Origin of the sequence: Arthrobacter sp. ZGTC131 (assembly GCF_002929275.1) — a bacterium.
GTDB lineage: Bacteria > Actinomycetota > Actinomycetes > Actinomycetales > Micrococcaceae > Arthrobacter.
The window spans coordinates 20,430-39,055 of the sequence record NZ_PJIK01000017.1; the positions used below are offsets into that span (position 1 = coordinate 20,430).

General features: G+C 66.5%; 17 protein-coding genes. 8 read left to right on the top strand and 9 right to left on the bottom strand.

What is annotated here, in order from left to right; genetic code table 11:
* Positions 1–20: 20 nt before the first annotated feature.
* The gene (locus CXQ90_RS18100) at positions 21–1,364 is read left to right on the top strand and encodes an alpha-hydroxy acid oxidase (protein ID WP_104140744.1); all 1,344 of its coding nucleotides are present in this window, start codon (positions 21–23) and stop codon (positions 1,362–1,364) included.
* Between the two features lie 34 nt (positions 1,365–1,398).
* Here CXQ90_RS18100 and CXQ90_RS18105 read toward each other — a convergent pair whose 3' ends face one another.
* Both CXQ90_RS18105 and CXQ90_RS18110 read right to left on the bottom strand, forming a co-directional pair.
* On the bottom strand, positions 1,399–2,046 hold the full coding sequence (locus CXQ90_RS18105; RefSeq protein WP_104140809.1) for a helix-turn-helix transcriptional regulator: 648 nt from the start codon (positions 2,044–2,046) through the stop codon (positions 1,399–1,401).
* 47 nt (positions 2,047–2,093) lie between these two features.
* The gene (locus CXQ90_RS18110; RefSeq protein WP_104140745.1) at positions 2,094–3,305 is read right to left on the bottom strand and encodes an acetoin utilization protein AcuC; all 1,212 of its coding nucleotides are present in this window, start codon (positions 3,303–3,305) and stop codon (positions 2,094–2,096) included.
* A gap of 105 nt (positions 3,306–3,410) precedes the next feature.
* Here CXQ90_RS18110 and CXQ90_RS18115 point away from each other — a divergent pair, with 105 nt between their 5' ends.
* Positions 3,411–4,844, top strand: a complete 1,434-nt coding sequence (locus tag CXQ90_RS18115; RefSeq protein WP_104140746.1) for a TrkH family potassium uptake protein — start codon at positions 3,411–3,413, stop codon at positions 4,842–4,844.
* Positions 4,837–5,523: a TrkA family potassium uptake protein gene (locus tag CXQ90_RS18120; RefSeq protein ID WP_104140747.1), complete on the top strand. Its 687-nt coding sequence runs from the start codon at positions 4,837–4,839 to the stop codon at positions 5,521–5,523. Before CXQ90_RS18115 ends, CXQ90_RS18120 begins: the two co-directional genes overlap by 8 nt.
* Positions 5,524–5,633: 110 nt before the next feature.
* Here the strand turns inward: CXQ90_RS18120 and proC are convergent, their stop codons facing one another.
* The 5 genes from proC to CXQ90_RS18145 all read right to left on the bottom strand — a co-directional run bounded on the left by proC (position 5,634) and on the right by CXQ90_RS18145 (position 12,175).
* Positions 5,634–6,467, bottom strand: a complete 834-nt coding sequence (proC, locus tag CXQ90_RS18125; protein WP_104140748.1) for a pyrroline-5-carboxylate reductase — start codon at positions 6,465–6,467, stop codon at positions 5,634–5,636.
* Positions 6,468–6,972: 505 nt separating this feature from the next.
* Positions 6,973–8,001 carry a Ppx/GppA phosphatase family protein gene (locus tag CXQ90_RS18130; RefSeq protein WP_104140749.1) on the bottom strand — a complete coding sequence of 343 codons (1,029 nt, stop codon included), beginning with the start codon at positions 7,999–8,001 and terminating at the stop codon, positions 6,973–6,975.
* Positions 8,002–8,079: 78 nt separating this feature from the next.
* Positions 8,080–8,529, bottom strand: a complete 450-nt coding sequence (locus CXQ90_RS18135; RefSeq protein ID WP_104140750.1) for an SseB family protein — start codon at positions 8,527–8,529, stop codon at positions 8,080–8,082.
* 130 nt (positions 8,530–8,659) lie between these two features.
* Complete coding sequence (gene topA, locus CXQ90_RS18140) at positions 8,660–11,383, bottom strand: type I DNA topoisomerase (protein ID WP_104140751.1); 2,724 nt, start codon at positions 11,381–11,383, stop codon at positions 8,660–8,662.
* Between the two features lie 126 nt (positions 11,384–11,509).
* A complete protein-coding gene (locus tag CXQ90_RS18145; protein WP_104140752.1) occupies positions 11,510–12,175 on the bottom strand; it encodes a helix-turn-helix transcriptional regulator in 666 nt (221 codons plus the stop codon).
* 257 nt (positions 12,176–12,432) lie between these two features.
* On the opposite strand from CXQ90_RS18145, the gene CXQ90_RS18150 reads away from it, so the two are divergent.
* Positions 12,433–12,744 carry a hypothetical protein gene (locus CXQ90_RS18150; protein ID WP_104140753.1) on the top strand — a complete coding sequence of 104 codons (312 nt, stop codon included), beginning with the start codon at positions 12,433–12,435 and terminating at the stop codon, positions 12,742–12,744.
* Positions 12,745–12,758: 14 nt separating this feature from the next.
* On the opposite strand, the gene CXQ90_RS18155 is transcribed toward CXQ90_RS18150, so the two are convergent.
* Positions 12,759–14,399, bottom strand: coding sequence for a methyltransferase (locus tag CXQ90_RS18155; RefSeq protein ID WP_104140754.1), 1,641 nt, complete (start codon positions 14,397–14,399; stop codon positions 12,759–12,761).
* A 325-nt stretch (positions 14,400–14,724) separates the two neighbouring features.
* Here CXQ90_RS18155 and CXQ90_RS18160 point away from each other — a divergent pair, with 325 nt between their 5' ends.
* The 3 genes from CXQ90_RS18160 to CXQ90_RS18170 all read left to right on the top strand — a co-directional run bounded on the left by CXQ90_RS18160 (position 14,725) and on the right by CXQ90_RS18170 (position 16,690).
* Positions 14,725–15,273 (top strand): hypothetical protein, encoded by a 549-nt coding sequence (locus CXQ90_RS18160; protein ID WP_104140755.1) that lies wholly within the window; start codon positions 14,725–14,727, stop codon positions 15,271–15,273.
* Positions 15,274–15,428: 155 nt separating this feature from the next.
* Positions 15,429–15,872 (top strand): hypothetical protein, encoded by a 444-nt coding sequence (locus tag CXQ90_RS18165; RefSeq protein ID WP_104140756.1) that lies wholly within the window; start codon positions 15,429–15,431, stop codon positions 15,870–15,872.
* A 254-nt stretch (positions 15,873–16,126) separates the two neighbouring features.
* Positions 16,127–16,690 carry a hypothetical protein gene (locus CXQ90_RS18170; protein ID WP_104140757.1) on the top strand — a complete coding sequence of 188 codons (564 nt, stop codon included), beginning with the start codon at positions 16,127–16,129 and terminating at the stop codon, positions 16,688–16,690.
* A gap of 87 nt (positions 16,691–16,777) precedes the next feature.
* Here the strand turns inward: CXQ90_RS18170 and CXQ90_RS18175 are convergent, their stop codons facing one another.
* Complete coding sequence (locus CXQ90_RS18175) at positions 16,778–17,671, bottom strand: rhodanese-related sulfurtransferase (RefSeq protein ID WP_104140758.1); 894 nt, start codon at positions 17,669–17,671, stop codon at positions 16,778–16,780.
* Between the two features lie 203 nt (positions 17,672–17,874).
* On the opposite strand from CXQ90_RS18175, the gene CXQ90_RS18180 reads away from it, so the two are divergent.
* Positions 17,875–18,567 (top strand): GNAT family N-acetyltransferase, encoded by a 693-nt coding sequence (locus tag CXQ90_RS18180; RefSeq protein ID WP_104140759.1) that lies wholly within the window; start codon positions 17,875–17,877, stop codon positions 18,565–18,567.
* Positions 18,568–18,626: the final 59 nt, after the last annotated feature.

Below are 18,626 nucleotides of genomic sequence, written 5' to 3' on the forward strand. Positions count from 1 at the left end.
CCCACCATCGGAGGAAAGCCATGACCCACACCATCCAGCCCACCAATCCTGAGATCACTCCAGCGCCCGAGGCAACGGATACCCCCGCAGCAGGATACGCCGCCCCCGGTGGCCCATCAGCCGCTCCCCTGGTTCCGGCGGCCCTCAAGCGCCGGATCCCGAAGTACTCGGACCTTGCCCCGCTGATGCAGTTCAAGAAGCCGGAGTTCAGCCGCGCCGCGAAGCTCCAGCGCGCCAGCACCATCTGGGAGCTCCGCGACATGGCAAAGCGCCGCACGCCGCAGGCCCCGTTCGACTACACCGACGGCGCGGCGGAAGCCGAGATTACCCTGCGCCGCGCACGCGAGGCGTTCCTGGACATTGAGTTCCGGCCGGGCATCCTGCGGAACGTTTCCAGCATCGACCTAAGCACCGACATTTTAGGCAAGCCTTCACGGCTCCCGGTGGGTATCGCGCCCACCGGCTTCACCCGCATGATGCAGTCCGAGGGCGAATACGCCGGATCACGGGCCGCCGAGGCCGCCGGCATCCCCTACACGCTCTCCACCATGGGCACAGCGTCCATCGAGGACGTTGCCGCGGCGGCGCCCAACGGCCGGAACTGGTTCCAGCTGTACCTGTGGACGGACCGCGACCGCTCGCTCGAACTGATTGAACGCGCCGCAAAGGCGGGCAACGACACACTCATGGTCACCGTGGACACAGCAGTGGCCGGTGCCCGCCTGCGCGACGTCCGCAACGGCATGACGATTCCGCCAGCGCTAACGCTGAAGACCGTCCTGGATGCGTCCTACCGCCCGGTCTGGTGGTTCAACTTCCTCACCCACGAGCCACTCACGTTCGCTTCGCTGTCCCGCTACACGGGCACGGTGGCTGACCTCATCAACTCGATGTTCGATCCCACCCTGACCTTCGAGGACCTCGACTGGCTGCGCGAGACTTGGAAGGGCAAGCTCGTGGTCAAGGGCATCCAGACCGTCGAGGATGCCCGCAAGGTGGTGGACCACGGCGCCGACGGCATCATCCTGTCGAACCACGGCGGACGCCAGCTGGACCGCGCACCCATCCCGTTCCACCTGCTGCCGGACGTCAAGGAAGCCTTCACCAAGGACAACAACGAAGCTGCCATCATCCTGGACACCGGCATCATGAGCGGCGCGGACATCATCGCGGCGCTGGCCCTGGGCGCCGACTTCACGCTGATCGGCCGCGCCTACCTGTACGGCCTGATGGCCGGCGGCCGGGCCGGTGTGGACCGGGCCATCCAGATCCTGGAAAAGGACATGACCCGCACCATGGCGCTCCTCGGCGTCAGCAAGCTCTCCGAGCTCACGCCGGAGCATGTGCGGATCCTCGGCAAGTAGGGGTTCCCGGCGGACCAGCTGACCCGCAGTCGGGCTATTTTTTGCGGCCGAACTTCGGCAGGTTGGCCAGGAGGTCCGCTGCCTTCTTGGCACCGCGGCCCACGGTGCGGCCGATCTGCTGCGGGACGGTGTCGTCCTGCGAGGCGCCCCCTGCAACGGCGCCGCCCGGAACCACGACGGCGGGACTCAACTGACCGGTCGCGGGACGTCCGGGGGCGTGCGCGGCCGTTTCCGCCGCGGCAGCTCCGGGGGTTCCGGAGTGTGCTGCGGCGAATGGCTCCGGCACCTCGGTGGCTGAGCCGGCAGCTGCAACAGCCGGCTGCCGGGACGTAGCCTGAGGCCGGGCGCCGGAAGGCTGGGATTCCTCCGCTGCCCCCGGTCGGATATCCGCCTCAGGCGACTTCGCGACGGCGGCCGCCGGGCCGACGTCGAACGTCTCCAGCCAGCTGGCGATCCCGGCCAAAGGCTTCGTGTTGAGTGCGTAATAGCGTTTCTGGCCCTGCGCGCGCATGCTCACGAGGTCGGCCTCGCGCAGTACCTTGAGGTGTTTGGAGATGGTGGGCTGGCTCGCGGCGAGCTCCTCGACCAGCTCCCCCACCGCTTTGTCCCCCTTGCGGAGGGAAACGAGAATGTCACGCCGTGTTGCCTCAGCAATGACGGCAAATACGTCGTCTGTCACCATGCCTCCCACCCTAGCGACATATACGCCGGATGGCATCTACTATTTCGTCAGTCGAACCAGGGGTCCAGCCCGTAGAGCGGGAAGACTTCCTTGCGGGTCGCCATCACGGTGCGGTCAACCTCGTCATTGGGGTCGAAACCGACTTCCCAGGACCGCCACCACACGTCGGCGTCATCCCCCATGAGCTCGGGCGCGGCAATCCCGTACCGCTCGTGCACATACGTCCGCCACGCCTCCGGCACCGGCGTGCGCAGGGGGACGGGGCGGCCCGCTGCGATGCCGATCAGGTGGCTCCAGGCCCGCGGCACCACGCCCGTGATGTGGTATCCGCCGCCGCCCGTGGCGATCCAGCGGTTGTCACAGTGGCGGGCTGCGAGATTCGCGACGGCGGTGGCCGCCTCACGCTGGCCGTCCACGCTGACGTTGAGGTGCGTCAGGGGATCCAGCCGGTGCGAATCACAGCCATGCTGGCTCACGATCACCTCGGGCTGGAACGCCCCTACGAGCTGCGGGACCACCGCGTGGAAGGCCCGCAGCCAGCCGGCGTCCCCGGTCCCGGCGGGGAGTGCGACATTGACGGCGCTGCCCAGGGCGTCCGGACCGCCGATCTCGTTGGCGAAGCCGGTGCCGGGGAACAGAGTCATGCCGGTCTCGTGCAGCGAAATGGTCAGGACCCGCGGATCGTTCCAGAAGATACTCTGTGTCCCGTCCCCGTGGTGCGCGTCGACGTCGATATATGCCACGCGCCGCACACCGCCGTCGAGCAGTCGGCTGACGGCGAGGGCGGCGTCGTTGTAGATGCAGAAGCCGCTGGCGCGGTCGCGGGAGGCGTGGTGCAGCCCGCCGCCGAAGTTCACCGCCCGGACCGCCGAACCGTCCAGGATCGCGCTGGCGGCGAGCAGCGAGCCGCCGGCCAGGCGCGCGGCGGCCTCGTGCATTCCGGCGAAGGCCGGATCATCCTCGGTGCCCAGCCCGTGGGCCTCGTCAACGGTCCACGGATCTTCGCTGACCCGGCGCACCGCCGCCACGAACTCCGGGCTGTGAACGGCCGTCAGTTCGTCGTCGCCGGCCACCTCGGGGGATGCGAGCATCACGTGGTCCAGGTCCAGCAGTCCCAGGCTCCCGGCCAGCCGGGCGGTGAGATCCATCCGGTCCGGCGCCATCGGGTGGCCCGGGCCGAAGTTGTAAGCCGTCATGGCAGCGTCCCACACCACCGTCGTCGGCAGTGCGGGGAGGCTGAGTCCGTGGGCGAAAGTCATCACTGACAGGCTACCCGAGCCGGCTTCCGCGCTCAGCCCGGCCACCGCCCGGACTTTAGTGGTTTACTACTTGAGGAAGCAGAGTCAACCTAGGATAAGCCACCCATGACGCAAAGCCAGTCGAGGTCAAAGAGCCCGGCGAGCTGGCAGCCTGCCGCACCCGAACGCGAAGGCCTCTGGATTTTCACACGGCTGCGCGACTTCATCGATGACATCGCCAACACCTCGCCCGCCCGGCTCGCCCTGAGCGCCTTCGTTGTGGTGATCGTCCTGTTCACCGGGCTGCTCTCGCTGCCGGCCGCCTCGGCCACGGGCGATTTCACGCCGATCCACCAGGCACTTTTCACAGCTGTCTCCGCCGTCTGCGTCACGGGGCTCACTGTGGTGTCGACGGCGGTCCACTGGTCCTTCTTCGGGCAGCTGATCATCCTGATCGGCATCTTCGTCGGAGGCTTGGGCACGTTGACGCTGGCATCGCTGCTGGCCCTGATGGTGAGCAAGAAACTCGGCGTCCGCGGCAAGCTCATCGCCCAGGAAGCCATGAACAACGCCGGCCGCCTGGGTGAAGTGGGCACGCTGCTGCGGATCGTCATCACCACGTCCGTCATCATCGAGGCCGTGCTGGCGCTGGCTCTCATCCCCCGGTTCCTGACCCTGGGCGAGCCTTTCTGGCAGTCCGTCTGGCACGGCATTTTCTACTCGATCTCGTCCTTTAACAACGCCGGCTTCACGCCGCATTCGGACGGCATCGTCCCCTATGAGACAGACCTGTGGATCCTCATTCCGCTCATGCTGGGCGTGTTCTTCGGCAGCCTCGGCTTCCCCGTGGTCATGGTTCTGCAGCAGAACGGCCTCAACTGGAAGCGCTGGAACCTGCACACCAAGCTGACCATCCAGGTGTCGTTCATCCTGCTCGCCGCCGGGACGCTGCTGTGGGGGCTGATGGAATGGGACAACGCCCGGACCATCGGGGGGATGGACATCGGCGACAAGATCACGCACTCGCTGTTCGCCTCCGTGATGACGCGCTCGGGCGGTTTCAACCTCGTGGACCAGAACCAGATGGAGTCCACCACCATGCTCCTCACGGACGCCCTCATGTTCGCCGGCGGCGGCTCCGCATCCACGGCCGGCGGCATCAAGGTGACCACCATCGCCGTCATGTTCCTGGCCATCGTGGCGGAGGCCCGCGGCGACGCGGACGTCAAGGTCTACGGCCGGACCATCCCCGAGGGCACCATGCGCGTGGCCATCTCGGTCATCGTCGCCGGAGCAACGCTGGTGTCCGTCTCGGCGTTCCTGCTGCTGCACATCAGCGGAGCATCGCTGGACCGTGTGCTGTTCGAGACCATTTCGGCCTTCGCCACAGTGGGACTCAGCACGAACCTCAGTGCCGAGCTGCCGCCGTCGGGCGTCTACGTTCTCTCCGCCCTGATGTTCGCCGGCCGCGTCGGCACCGTCACGCTTGCAGCTGCCCTTGCCCTGCGCCAGCGCAGCCAGTTGTACCACTACCCGGAAGAGAGGCCAATCATTGGCTAGTACGTCAGGCGCCGTCAACCGCCCCGCCCACAATGCTCCGGTTTTGGTGATCGGGCTCGGCCGCTTCGGCTCCGCCACCGCGGAGCAGCTGGTCAAGCAGGGGCGCGAAGTGCTGGCCATCGAGCGCGACCGCACGCTCGTGCAGAAGTGGTCCCCCGTCCTCACCCACGTCGTGGAGGCGGACGCCACCAACATCGACGCCCTGCGCCAGCTCGGCGCGCAGGAGTTTAGTTCCGCCGTCGTGGGCGTGGGCACGTCGATCGAGTCCTCCGTACTGATCACGGTCAACTTGGTGGACCTCGGCATCGAGCACCTCTGGGTCAAGGCGATCACCCCCTCGCACGGCAAGATCCTGACCCGGATCGGCGCCAACCACGTCATTTATCCGGAGGCCGACGCCGGTGTCCGGGCCGCGCACCTGGTCTCCGGGCGCATGCTGGACTTCATCGAGTTCGAGGACGACTACGCGATCGTAAAGATGTACCCGCCGCGCGAAACCGTAGGTTTCACGCTTGAGGAATCCAAGGTCCGTTCCAAGTACGGCGTGACGATCGTGGGCGTGAAGTCGCCGGGCGAGGACTTCACCTATGCCCGCCCGGAAACCAAAGTGTCCGCCCGCGACATGCTGATCGTCTCGGGGCACGTGGACCTGCTGGAGCGCTTCGCCGCCCGGCCGTAACCGGCCGCCACTCCGGCAGCCTCCTACACCCCTAGACAGACCCGGGCACCGTGGTGCCCGGGTCTTGGGGTTCTGGCGTTGTGGGGTTCTGGCGTTGTGGGGCTTTTCGCTTAGCCCAGCTGCTTCGTCATCTCGGCCGCGCGGTCGGCCGCGGCACGTGCGCCGGCCGCGATGATTGCGGGCATGCCGCGCTCATCGAACGTGGCAATGGCGCGTTCGGTGGTGCCGTTGGGGCTGGTCACTGCCTTGCGCAGGACGGCCGGCACGGCGCCGGGTTCCGCCAGCATGAGCCCTGCTCCGGCAACGGTTTCGCGTGCCAGCAGGAGCGAGAGTTCCTCGTCCAGGCCGAGCTCGACGCCGGCAGCCGCCATGGCCTCCGCCAGGTAGAACGCGTAGGCGGGGCCGGAGCCGCTGATGGCGGACAGGGCGTCCACCTGCTCTTCCGGAATCTCGACGACGGTTCCCACCGCGGAGAGGATATCCTTCGCCTGCTGGAGCTGCTCGGGCGTGCAGTTGGTGCCTGCCGACACGGAAACCACCCCGCGGCCCAGCTTCGCGGGAGTGTTGGGCATTGTCCGGATCACGGGCTGGCCGGGCGGGAGGGCAGCTTCAAGCTGGGCAATGGAAACCGCGGCTGCCACGCTGATGACGATCGCATCGCGGGAGAGGGAGCCACTGATTTCGCGGGCCAGATCGGTAATGCCCACCGGCTTCACGCCGAGAATCACGACGCCGGATCCCTTCGCCGCCTGCTTGTTGTTGTCAGGTTCTTCCTCTCCGGCGATGGCGGTAATGCCGTGGTAGCGCTGGGCCAGCTCCGCGGCCCGCTCAGCGCGCCGGACCGTTGCCACTACCTCCATGGGGTTTGTGCCCGCTTCCAGGAGGCCGCCCATGATGGCCTCGTTCATTGATCCACAGCCAAGGAATGCGATTCGGTTGCTCATGGCTCCATCATTGCAGTTCGCGGTCCGCGATGCAGGCCTATCCCATTCACAGGAAGCTCACATGTTGGCCGAAGCTTTCACACAACATTGGGCCCTAGGTTTGTTATACCTCATTGAGGGTGCGAGTGAAGTGATGAGGCAAGCATGGGGATGTTTGCCTGGCACCGACGGCCTGCAGCAGTTTTACCCATTTCCTGCAGCAGGCCGTCGGTGCCTTCGCTTTTTAACGTGCGCACGCGGGGATCAGATCAGCGTGCGTATCAAGTGCCCAGCCAGCACGGAAGGATTCCCAGCGGGCGCTCAGGAAAAACCCGCCAAACACTCAAGCTCGGCCGTTAGAGTCGTTAACGCCTCACAAGGTGCGAGTGATGGAGCCGGTCCCTAGGGGCTGGCGCGGCGCCGGTCGGTTGCAGGAGTGTTCCCCCAGCTTCTTCTGCGAAACCGTCCGGCGCTTCCTCATTTAAGACGACTGGTTTTAGCCGTCATCGTTTACGGCGTCATCCATTCAGATGACGGGCAGCGTCGCCGCGTGCTGGGCGGCGTCGGACTGCTGGGCGGCGTCGGACTGCTGGGCCCCGACGTGCGGGGCCGGTTCCAGCGGACCGTCAAAGACCAGCTGGTCCAGCCTGCGTAGGATGAGGCCTTCACGGAGAGCCCAGGGGCAGATTTTGACCTTCTTGAATTCGAAGAGCTCGAGCGCCGCCTCCGCCACGAGCGCCCCGGCGAGGAGCTGGTTGGCACGGGCCTCAGATACTCCCGGCAGGTGCAGCCTGTCCTCCGTTTTCATGGCCGAAATCCGCTGTGCCCAGATTCCGAGGTCTGTGGCGTTCAGTTCCCGCTTGACGTATGGGCCGGCCGCGCTAGGCGCAGCACCGGCAATCCGCGCCAGCGAACGGAACGTCTTGGATGTCCCGGCCACCAGGTTGGCACGGCCGATCGCGTCGAAGCTTCGGACCGCAGGCTTGAGCGTTGCACGGATGTAGCGCCGGAGTTCCTTCACGCTCTTCGCCGAGGGCGGATCCTCGTGCAGCCAGTCCCGTGTGAGGCGGCTGGCGCCCAAGGGCACTGACGTGGCCAGTTCCGGCAGCTCGTCCTGGCCGGAGGCCATTTCGAAGGAACCGCCGCCGATGTCCAGGTTCAGGATGGGCCCGGCGCCCCAGCCGTACCAGCGGCGGACGGCGAAGAACGTCATGGACGCTTCCTCGCTGCCGGTCAGTTCCTGCAGGGTGACTGTGGTTTCGTGCTTGACGCGAGCCAGCACAGCGGGGCCGTTGGTGGCCTCGCGGATAGCGGACGTACAGAAGGCGAGAAGGTCGTCCGCCCTGTGCCTCGCGGCGAACTCCCAGGCTTCTAGGACGAATTCCGTCAGCTCATGCTGCCCGGCGTCGGTGATGTTGCCGTCGCCGTCGAGGTACTGCACGAGCGACAGGGGCCGCTTATGTGAAGCAAAAGGTACCGGCCGCGCGCCGGGATGGGCGTCAACGAGCAGGAGGTGGACAGTATTGGACCCGATATCGAGGACGCCTAGCCGCATCCTGCCATTATTCCCCGCGGAGGAGCAGGAGGTGTAACCGGGCCATCACATTTCGGCGGTCCCGTTTCCCGGGCCGGGCTATTCGCCTTCGAGGCCGGCGGGGTTGGCGTCCGCTTCGTCGGCGCGCTTGAAGTCCCGCTTGATGTTGGCGATGCCTTCCGGGTTGATCTCAAAGCCGTACGCTGCGCCGGGGTTGATGACCATGCCGAGTTCGTCCCCGATGTTCGCAATGATGGCCGCGCCCTGGGTGCCCAGTACGTTCGGGGCAGCTTCAAGGTACTGCTCATCGACGCGGCTCGGGTGCGAGAAGACGGCCAGGACTGGCTGGCCCTCCGCGTTACCAAGCACCAGCGGCTCGACCTGGGAGTCTTCGCCTTCGAGGGTGTCGGAGCTGATGATGTAGACCTCGTTGTTGAGGAAGGAGAGGATGACGTCCACCGGGTTGGCGTCCGGCTGGTCTCCGCGGGCCAGCTTCTCCTCGAGGTCGTTCAGCGGCGTGGTGTCTGCGGGTCCAAGCTGTTCAGTCATGTATCTACTCGACCACGTTGAGCACAGCGGCGCAATTCCTAGCCGGGTGCACCCGCGCCGAAGTCCGCCCCTGAGCGCGGGTCGAGCCTGTCCAGTCCTTGGTTTCGATCGCCACCCAGCCGCCCTGACCTTACTTCTTGGCCGCTGCCTTCTTGGCGGGGGCCTTGCGCGTGGTGGTGCGCTTGACCGGGCCCTTGGCCCGTTTCTCCGCCAGGAGTTCGACGGCCTGTTCCCGGGTCAGTTCCTCCAGCGAGGTGCTCCTGGGCACGGTGATGTTGGTGACGCCGTCGGTGATGTACGGGCCGAAACGGCCTTCCTTCACCACGATGTTTTTCTCCGAGACCGGGTCCGGGCCGAACTCCGCCAGCGGCGGCACAGCGGCGCGGGCACCGCGCTGTTTGGGCTGGGAGTAGATCTCCAGCGCCTGCTCCAGCGTGATCGTGAAGATTTCCTCTTCGGAGCCGATGGAGCGCGAGTCCGTGCCCTTCTTCAGGTACGGGCCGAAGCGGCCGTTCTGCACCGTGATCGGGTTCCCCTCGGCATCCTGTCCCAGGACCCGCGGAAGGCTCATCAGCTGCAGCGCCTCGTCGAGGGTGATGGTGTCCACGCTCATCGACGCAAACAGCGAACCGGTGCGGGGCTTGGCCTTGACGGGCTTCTTCGGCGGCTTCGGCTTGCCGTTCTTGTAGTACTCAACGGGCTGGTTGGCCAGCTGTTCCTCAGTCATCTCCGGGATGACCTCGGTGACGTAGGCACCGTAGCGTCCGTTCTTCGCCACCACGGTATGCCCGGTGTGCGGGTCGGCGCCCAGGACCCGTTCCTCCGGTGCGGCGGTTTCCATGAGCTCCACGGCCTTGGCGGCGGTGAGTTCATCCGGTGCAAGGTCCTCGGGAACGTTGGCGCGTGCAGATTCCACCACCTCGCCGGTCTTGGGATCGACCGTGGGGACGGAGCTTTCCAGGTAGGGCCCGAACTTTCCGACGCGCAGGGTGATGCCGTCCGCGATGGGCACCGAGTTGATTTCCCGGGCATCGATCTCGCCCAGGTTGTTCACGATGCTCAGCAGGCCCGGATCGGCGTCTTCACCGTAGTAGAAGTGCTTAAGCCAGGCGGCGCCCACGGCCTGTCCGTTGGCGATCTTGTCGAGGTCGCCTTCCATGTCTGCCGTGAATTCGTAGTCCACGTAATCCGTGAAGTGCTGCTCCAGCAGCCGGATCACGGAGAATGCGATCCAGCTGGGGACCAGGGCTGACCCCTGCTTCCGGACGTAGCCGCGGTCCTGGATGGTGGAGATCGTGGACGCGTACGTGGACGGGCGTCCGATGCCCTTCTTTTCCAGCTCGGCCGTCAGGGAGGCTTCGGTGAAGCGCGGCGGCGGCGAGGTCTCGTGGCCTACGGCGATGATGTCCGATGCGGTGAGGGAGTCGTCCTTGGCCACGTTGGGCAGGCGGCGCGCTTCCTCGGACTCGTCGTCTCCGCGGCTTTCGTCCTTGCCTTCCTCATAGGCGGCGAGGAAACCGGGGAAGGTGATGACGGTGCCGGCGGCCGAGAACTCCGCGTCGCGGCCGTCGGAAGCCACGGCACCCAACCGGATGGTGGCCGTGGATCCCTTGGCGTCGCCCATCTGCGAGGCCACGGTGCGCTTCCAGATCAGCTCGTACAGCCGGAATTCGTCGCCGCTGAGCTGCTTGGCAACCTGCGCAGGGGTGCGGAAGGAGTCACCGGCGGGACGGATGGCCTCGTGGGCCTCCTGCGCGTTCGCGGCCTTGCTGGTGTAGACGCGGGGCGACTGCGGAACATACTCGGGACCGTACAGCTCGGAGGCCTGGCGCCGGGCGGCCGTGACGGCCTCGTCGCTCAGCGCCGAAGAATCGGTACGCATATAGGTGATGTAGCCGTTTTCATACAGGCGCTGGGCAACCTGCATGGTGCTCTTGGACGAGAAGCGCAGCTTGCGGCCCGCCTCCTGCTGGAGCGTGGAGGTGGTGAACGGGGCGGCCGGACGGCGGGTGTAGGGCTTGGTGTCGACGGAGCGGACGCGGAAATCGGCGTCCTGCAGTGCTGCCGCCAGGGACGTGGCGAGTTCCTCGTTGAGGTGGGCCACATTGCGGGAGGTGAGTTCGCCGTCGTCGTTAAAGTCACGGCCGGTGGCGACCTTGGCGCCGTCAACCGCGGCGAGCTTGGCCTTGAAGGAGCCGGAATCGGCACCGAACTGTCCGGTCAGGTCCCAGTAGGACGCAGACTTGAAGGCCATGCGCTCCCGCTCGCGGTCAACCACCATGCGGGTCACCACGGACTGCACTCGGCCGGCGGACAGGCCGCGCGCCACCTTGCGCCACAGCACCGGGGAAATCTCGTAACCGTAGAGGCGGTCCAGGATGCGGCGGGTCTCCTGTGCGTCCACCAGGGCCGCATCGACATCGCGCAGGTTGTCCATGGCGCGGTGGATGGCTTCCTTAGTGATTTCACCGAAGGTCATCCGGTACACCGGAACCTTGGGCTTCAGGACCTCCAGCAGGTGCCACGCGATGGCCTCGCCCTCGCGGTCCCCATCGGTTGCGAGATAGAGGGCGTCGGCGTCCTTGAGCTGGGCCTTGAGTTCGGCCACCTTTTTCTTCTTGTCCGGGGACACAACGTAGTACGGCTTGAAGCCGTTTTCGACGTCGACGGCGAACTTGCCCACGGAGGTCTTCTTCAGCTCAGCGGGGAGTTCCGACGGCTGCGGCAGGTCGCGAATGTGACCGATGGAGGCCTCAACAATGAAGCCCTCGCCCAGGTACTTGGCGATGGTCTTGCTCTTGGCCGGAGACTCCACGATCACGAGTTTCTTGCCGGTTTTGGCCTTGCTTGGCACAGTGCTCCTACAGAAAAAGGTTGCTCGGGCAGATGAGCCCATATTGGCCTAGTTCACCATATTTTGGAGAATCATGCGCAGTCATGTGGAAAAGAGGTGGCCACCGTCACTGCCAAGCGGGCTTACTTAACTCCCGCCGGATGCACCGTTCCGGGCAGCTCCTGCAACGTGGCGGTCGTCTGGAATCATGGACCACATCGTGGCCGTCCGCTCGGCCTCCGGGGGGATGGCGTCCGGGTCTTCGAGTTCGTATTCCCGCAGCAGTTCGAAGACCCGTTTGGTGAGTTCGCTGCGCTGACCCGGCGTCAGGTAAAGAAGGTTGCTGGCCAGGACCACCGCCGACGACGCCTCGGGAGCCTCGCCGCGCTGGCGCTGCTCGTTCCGGACCGTGGCGTAGGCGCGGGCGCGGCGGCGGAAGGCGTCCAACTCGAGGTCGATCACCGCGAACTCGGGGCTGGCCACACGCCCGCCCGAATTGATGGCGAAGTCCGTGCCGGCAGCCTTCCAGCGGCGCTCGCGGGCATCGCCGGCGGTCTCCGCTGGCACCACGATCCCCCACTTCCGGAGGGCACGCAGGTGGTAGCTCATGGCACTCGGCGTCAGCCCGGTCTGCTGGGCAAGTTCGGTGGCCGTGCGGCTGGACTGGGTGGAGTACAGCTCGGAAATCACTTCGAGGCGTGCGGCATGGGCCAGCGCCCGGATGGCCTTGGGGTCGGTGATCTCCACTTTCTTTTCCGGGCGCTTTTCCGGGCGTGGCGTGCGCGCTAACCCCTGATGTTCGCCGGGAGTCATCGTGGATGCCGGCTCCGCGGGGGGCGTCTCAGTACTCACATTTCCAGTTTACCCAGCAGAAATGCGTTATGAAAGAAATGTTTGACATTGCCGCCGGGACGCAGGGCGGGCAGGATGAACCGCCGGCGACTAGACGCTTCCGGTTTGCCGCAAAAATACTAAGCATGCTTTGCTTATTGGGTAAGCAGACCTCCCGCAAGCAGTTCGCGGCAGGACCGCCAAAGCCGGCGGTCCTGTGAAAAGCCCAAAGGACAGCCATGATTACCCTCGAAGAAGATGTGTTCGCGGCGGCCACCGCCATTGCCACGGAAGGGAACGGCGCAGGCAAGGTAGCCTGGGCGGCCGTCGATGACGAATTGCTGGCCACCTTTAGTACGCGGCTGCACTGCCGCAAGCCGATGCAGCGCGTCGACCGGGAACGCGTGCCCCTGGACAAGGCCCTCCATGTTGACGGCCCCCGCCGCTTGCCGAAGGGCCCGGCGGCAGAAGACGTGATCACCTACCGCTGCGTCTGCGGTTTCACCATGGATGCGCCTTCGGTCGCCATGGGACTAGCGGCAGCCAGCTAACGCAGCCAGCCGTATTAGGCGCCGTCGGCCGGGAGCAGGAAGCCGTCGCGGACCAAATTGGCAACTTCGGTCAGCAGCCCGGCGCGGAAGGCATCGCCGTCGAACCCGTCCGCCCCGCCCAGCAGGGCCTCAAGGGCGCCGATGATCTGCCCGACGGAGAGGTCGCCGTCGCATGCTGACACGAAGCCGGCCAGCTCGGTGCTGAGGAGGTTGGTCCGGCGGAGTCCGGCTCCCTGCCGCAGCAGGATGACGCCGGGATGTTCGGCACCGGGGCGCTGGTGGCGCTCCTCGGTAACATCGTCAGCCACGAGCAGGTGGGCCGCCGGAAGGTCGTTGGCGGCCAGCCAGTCCACGCGGTCGATGCCAGCGCCAAGGTGCGGGCCCACCGGCTGCTCGATCGGATAGGTGATCTCCTCGAACCGGCAGACCCTCCGCTCTCCCCCGGCAGGCCGCCGCAGCCAAATCATTCCGAATCCGACCCCGCCCACATCCCGCGAGGCAAAGTCGTCCAAGTACGCGGCGTAGGCGTCCTGGTAGTGCCGCCGGTCCCGGCTTTCCGAGGCGTCCTGCAGCCAGGTCTCGGCATACTGCTCAGGGCCGAGCTGCTCGCGCTGGATGAACCACGCGTCCGTGTCCGGACTGGCCCAGCTTTGCGGCCGCTCCTCCCAGGAAGTGCCCGCCGTGATCTCCCAGTTGCCTAACAGCTGGGCTGTTCCGCCAGGGGCGAGCACCTCGGGAAGGGACCGGACCAGCGACGCCACGATGTCATCCCCGGCCAGGCCGCCGTCGCGGTAGGTAAATTGGTCCGCCGCCGCCTCCCCGGTGCTGCGCGGCGTGATGACGAACGGCGGGTTGGACACCACGAGGTCGAATTTCTCGCCCGCCACGGGCTCCAGCAGGGATCCGAGGCGCAGGCTCACCCGGTCCTCGGGCTGAGCCCGATCCACATGCAGGGCCTCGGCATTGAGCAGGAGGTTGAAGCGAGTGAACGCGAGGGCACGCTCCGAAATATCGGTCGCTGTGACGTGATCACTGTGATGGAGGAGGTGGAAGGTCTGGATGCCGCACCCGGTGCCCAGGTCCAGGGCGCGGGCAGCATGGCGCCGGATGGTGGTCTGCACCAAGGTGGTGGAGGCCTGCCCGATGCCGAGGACGTGGTCGTGCCGCAGGACGCCCGGGGCCTGGTGCGCGGCGAGGTCGCTGGCCACCCAGAGTTCAGCGCCGCCGCTGCCGGAGGCACCCTCCCCTGCGGCGGGTTCCCAGCCATACGGTCGCAGGTCCGCCGCCGCCGCGATCCGGCTCCCCGCGGCTTCGGCCAGCCCCAGTGTCAGGAGCCCTTCCGTCCGGACGCGCGGCAGGGCGGCATCCAGCGCCCCCGCGTCCTGCGGGACGGCCAGGAGCCAGAAACGCACGACGGCGGCGAGCGCCGCTTCGCGCTGCTCACCGTGGGTGGCCGCCTCGGTGACGATGAGCGCGGGAATCAGCTGGTCCCGGCCCAGTGCCGAGTACGCCGACGCGCCGAGCAGGTCGGCCACACCGTCCAGCGTGTAGCCGACATCCCGCAGGTCGGACGCGAGGGCGTCCAGGAGGTCGGGGAGGTCGCTGCGGGGTGCATCGGGGGTGTTGCCGGCCGTGAAGTGCGTCGATTCAGTCACCGGGCAAGTCTATTTCCCGTGCCCGGCGCTCGGATCCCGGGCGTCGGTTCTGCCGGCGGGGTCAGGCGGCCCGGCGGCTGGCCGGTGCCGGACCGGATCAGGGTGTGTGCGGGGTAAGGGTGGCGGTCGGGGCCGGATGGCCGGCCGGGCGTGGCCGGCTGGGATGCGGGGTAAGAGTGGCGGTCGGGGCCGGGCGTGGCCGGCCGGGCGTGGCCGGCTGGGCTGGCTGGCTGGCTGGGGCCTGCTGGCGGGCCCGATTGACGGGTGCTTTTTGTCGGTGCTTTTGTCGGGGCTATTTGTCGGAGCGGGAGGCTAAAGTGGGGCCATGCTCGGAACCCAGGCAACGGCGGCCGATCCCGGATGGCTGCAGTACGTGGCCGCATTCGCACCCCTCAGCACTCTGGTTGCGGCAATTATCGCCGGATGGATAGCGTGGCGGACCCTGGCCCAGCGGCGTGAAGCGGACCGCCGGGACCAGTGGTGGCAACGGACGCAGTGGGCCATCGACCTCGCCATGGACCGTGACTTCAGCCGGGCCGTCGTGGGCTTGGTCACGCTCAAGCACCTGGCAGCCAGCGACCTCTGTACCGAAGAGGACTACCAGATGCTGGACAAGATCGGCGGCGCCAAGATCGATGCCCTGACGCTTTCGGAGGCAAGCGCCGACCACGAACCGAGCGCAGCGCCAGGCCACACGCCTTGGCCGTCAGCGCATCCTCCGCAGCCCGGACCCGCAGCCCGCGCGGACGTCATTCCGGTTCGGCTCGAGTCCCGTGGCGAGCGGGTCTTCGCCAGTTCGGCAGGCATGGCGAAGGTCCTGACGGAGGCAGACAGACTTGTCTCTTTCGTGGGAGCGCGGCATGCCGGGCGGTGACACGCACGCCCTGCCCCCCGCCCCGTCCGGCCGGGCTAGCGTCCGATGTGGGCCAGGACCGGCCGGGCCAGCGCAGCTGTGGGGCGGCTCGGCCGGGCCGGGGCCCGCCCCTGCGAGCGGCGATGGGGCTGCGCCCCAGCAGGTAAGTTGGAGGCATGGCTGAACGATCTCCTGCGATGCCCCGTGTCCTGTCCGGTGCCGCGGCAGGTGCCCTCCTCTTGCTGGCGGTGTCCGCGTGCTCACCCGTCGTTTCGATCGAAAACGCCGACGTGCCCGCATGGAAAGCGACGGCGCTGCCGTCCGTCAGCGGCGCCGTACTCGAGGATGCCGGCAAGATTCTCAACCGTGACCGGATTATCCGCGAGGCAGCCAATGTGCCGGCAGGCCGCTACACGCTGGCCATGACCTGCGAGGGTGGCGGCAAGGCGTTCTTCGCCGTGACACTCGCCGGTAAAGAACTCATGGATGCTGGCGCGGCGTGCAACGGCAGCCGCGAAACGGTGAAGATCACGGTGCCGGAAACCGGGCCGGTGGAGATCGCCACGTCCAGCGTTGACGCGCCGCTTATCTACGCGTACCAGTTGGTCCCAACCCAGTAGCTTGCGTTCCGTCGCGGTGCCCGAAGCCTGACCGGCCCTAAGCGGCCTCTGCACTAGCCGGCGAGCCAGATTCCCACTCCCAATTCCTGGCTCCAAGTGTCAGGCCCCAAGGGGCTGATGACAAAAGCCAGGAGCCAGTCGGGAACCAAGCCCCGGCGCGGGGAGCCTCGGCGAAATCCGCCTAACATGACCGTGCCGTCAGGTGCTGATTCAGCCCTCTGGCCCCGGGCCGCCCGCAGGCCTAAAGTCGGACTATGCCCACGGTGCGGATGGCCTCCGCGCATCGTCTCGTCGAGCGGGAACCGCGCGTTCCGCGACAGCGGACCCCGGCAGCCGCCGTCGTGGTTTCCGCTGTGCTGGCCGCTGCAGCCGCCCTGACTGGATGTGAATACAGTTACGATGATGGCCGCGGCGAGCTCCCCGATTCCCCTGTGGTGACGGACGCCGCGATACCGCGGGATCCCCTCGAAAACCGGCCCGTCACTGGCTCCGAGCTCGACGCGTGGGCCAAGCAGGTGCTGCCGGACGCCGAGGGACAGGTTTTCGATACCGAGTACGGGACAATCGACGGGGGCGAAAAGGAGACTGAGTCCACGGGACAGCTGCCCAGCGGCACGTACGCCCTCACGCTCGCCTGCCGAAGCGAGCGGAGAGTCTCCTTCACGGTGCGCGACACCGAGTTCGCGCTCGTTGACCTTAGCCTCAGGTGCGGCACGTCGCGCGTGAACGTCGTGCACCTTTCGAAGGACTCCGTGCTCCGGATGACGGTGGAGGCGAGGGCGGACGCAAACTTCGCCTACCGCATCAGCAGGATCTGACGGAATCGGACGCTCCGCCGCGGCGGCGCGGTGGCGCTCCTGCGCGGCGGCGCACGAGGGGCGTGTAAGTCCCGGAAGCCGGATTGGTCAGGCGGCGCAGCCGTCCGGGCAGCGCAGGGTCTCCGGGCTGGAGGCGCACGCGGCGCAGTACAGGGTGAGCGTCCGGCAGCTGGGGTTGGAACAGTTCTCAAACTTGCTCGTAGGTGCGGCACAGCGGACGCACTCGCCGATGGTTGTGGCGTCCTCACTGAATTCAAGGTGCATGCGCTTGTCAAAGACGTACAGTGAGCCTTCCCAAAGGCCCTGGTCCTTGAACGTTTCGCCGTACCGGACGATGCCGCCGTCGAGCTGGTAGACCTCTTTAAAGCCGCGGTTCACCATGAGGCTGGAGAGGACCTCGCAGCGGATGCCGCCGGTGCAGTAGGTGACCACCGGTTTGTCCTTGAGGGCGTCGTACTTGCCGGACTCGAGTTCCTTGATGAAGTCGTGGGTGGTGGCGACATCCGGAACAATCGCGTCCTTGAACTTGCCGATCTGCGCCTCGAAGGCGTTGCGTCCGTCGAAGAAGACCACTTCTTCGCCGCTCTGCTTCTTCGCATCCACCAGCTCGTGGAGCTCCTCGGGCTTAAGGTGCGTTCCGCCGCCCACGACGCCGTCCTCGTCCACTTTCAGCTCCCCGGGGGCGCCGAAGGAAACGATCTCGTCGCGGACCTTCACGCTCAGACGCGGGAAGTCCTCCGCACCGCCGTCGGACCACTTCACGTCGATGCCGTGGAAGCCCTTGTACTCGCGGGTGGTCTTCACGTACTGCTTGACGGCGTTCAACTCGCCGCCGACCGTCGCGTTGATGCCGTCCTTGGAGATGAGGATGCGCCCGGTCAGTCCGAGCTTTTCGCAGAGGGCTCGCTGCCAGAGCCGGACGGCATCCGGGTCCGCGATCGGGGTAAATCCGTAAAAGAGCACAATTCGGTTCAAAGCCACGTATTTAAGGGTACTTGCTGCCCGGAAACCTCAGGAATCAAGGGCGTGAAGGTCGCAAGCATGAGGTGCCGCGCATCCGGCGAAGGGCAGCTGCGAGGGGGCCCGGTGCCAGGCGGCGACGCGGCCGGACCCCGCCCATCACAATTACATAAGCAACGTCCAAAGCCCTGTTGCTTGTGACAGCGCTGGAATAGTCTCAACACATGACGCCAGAAGCCATGGTAGGAGACATCACTCATCTGCTCGAAGTCTGGGTAGCCGGCTGGGCCGGCTGCCGGGGCTACGAGACCGGCACGGAGGGCCGGTTCCCCGCCGCCCTGCGTGCCGATACCACCGGGGACTGGGAGTATTTCGCCTCGGACCCCTCCGACGCTGAGTTTGCTGCATTGGCCGCCAAGACGGTCGAGGTTCCGGCGAGGGTGCTGACCATCCTGACCAATGATGTTCTTCGCTACAAGACCCTGGCAGAGCAGCACGGCCTTAACGTCACGTCGGCGTCCCAGTCCATGATGGTGGTGGACATGGAAACCCAGGACTCCGAGGATCCATGGCTATCCGACGATGATCTGATGCTGGAAACGACTGAATCAAATGGCGTGCACCATGCGGTGGTGCGCTCCGGTGACACGCTCGCGGCGAGCGGGCAGGTCTTCGTGGTCAACGGGACCGCGGTGTTCGACAAGATCGTGACTGAGCCGGACTTCCAACGCCGCGGGCTGGGCAGCTTCATCATGAAGGCGCTGGCCGCCCAGGCATTCGAGCACGATGTGGAGGACGGCCTGCTGCTCGCGTCCCTCGACGGGCAGAAGCTGTATTCACACCTTGGCTGGACCTCGGTGTGCCACGTCCTGATGCTCTCCGCCTCCGACGAGGGCGCCGACCTTTCCGTCAGCTGACCACTCCCTCTGTTTGGTTTCCGGTCCGCTCCGGACGGGCTTCGGCTTGGGTCCGGCGG

Excerpts from the sequence above, each read along its gene's own strand:
- CXQ90_RS18100 (WP_104140744.1), top strand. The coding sequence starts at position 21 with ATGACCCACACCATCCAGCCCACCAATCCTGAGATCACTCCAGCGCCC.
- CXQ90_RS18105 (WP_104140809.1), bottom strand. The coding sequence starts at position 2,046 with ATGGTGACAGACGACGTATTTGCCGTCATTGCTGAGGCAACACGGCGT.
- CXQ90_RS18110 (WP_104140745.1), bottom strand. The coding sequence starts at position 3,305 with ATGACTTTCGCCCACGGACTCAGCCTCCCCGCACTGCCGACGACGGTG.
- CXQ90_RS18115 (WP_104140746.1), top strand. The coding sequence starts at position 3,411 with ATGACGCAAAGCCAGTCGAGGTCAAAGAGCCCGGCGAGCTGGCAGCCT.
- proC (WP_104140748.1), bottom strand. The coding sequence starts at position 6,467 with ATGAGCAACCGAATCGCATTCCTTGGCTGTGGATCAATGAACGAGGCC.
- CXQ90_RS18130 (WP_104140749.1), bottom strand. The coding sequence starts at position 8,001 with ATGCGGCTAGGCGTCCTCGATATCGGGTCCAATACTGTCCACCTCCTG.
- CXQ90_RS18135 (WP_104140750.1), bottom strand. The coding sequence starts at position 8,529 with ATGACTGAACAGCTTGGACCCGCAGACACCACGCCGCTGAACGACCTC.
- CXQ90_RS18145 (WP_104140752.1), bottom strand. The coding sequence starts at position 12,175 with ATGACTCCCGGCGAACATCAGGGGTTAGCGCGCACGCCACGCCCGGAA.
- CXQ90_RS18150 (WP_104140753.1), top strand. The coding sequence starts at position 12,433 with ATGATTACCCTCGAAGAAGATGTGTTCGCGGCGGCCACCGCCATTGCC.
- CXQ90_RS18160 (WP_104140755.1), top strand. The coding sequence starts at position 14,725 with ATGCTCGGAACCCAGGCAACGGCGGCCGATCCCGGATGGCTGCAGTAC.
- CXQ90_RS18165 (WP_104140756.1), top strand. The coding sequence starts at position 15,429 with ATGGCTGAACGATCTCCTGCGATGCCCCGTGTCCTGTCCGGTGCCGCG.
- CXQ90_RS18170 (WP_104140757.1), top strand. The coding sequence starts at position 16,127 with ATGCCCACGGTGCGGATGGCCTCCGCGCATCGTCTCGTCGAGCGGGAA.
- CXQ90_RS18180 (WP_104140759.1), top strand. The coding sequence starts at position 17,875 with ATGACGCCAGAAGCCATGGTAGGAGACATCACTCATCTGCTCGAAGTC.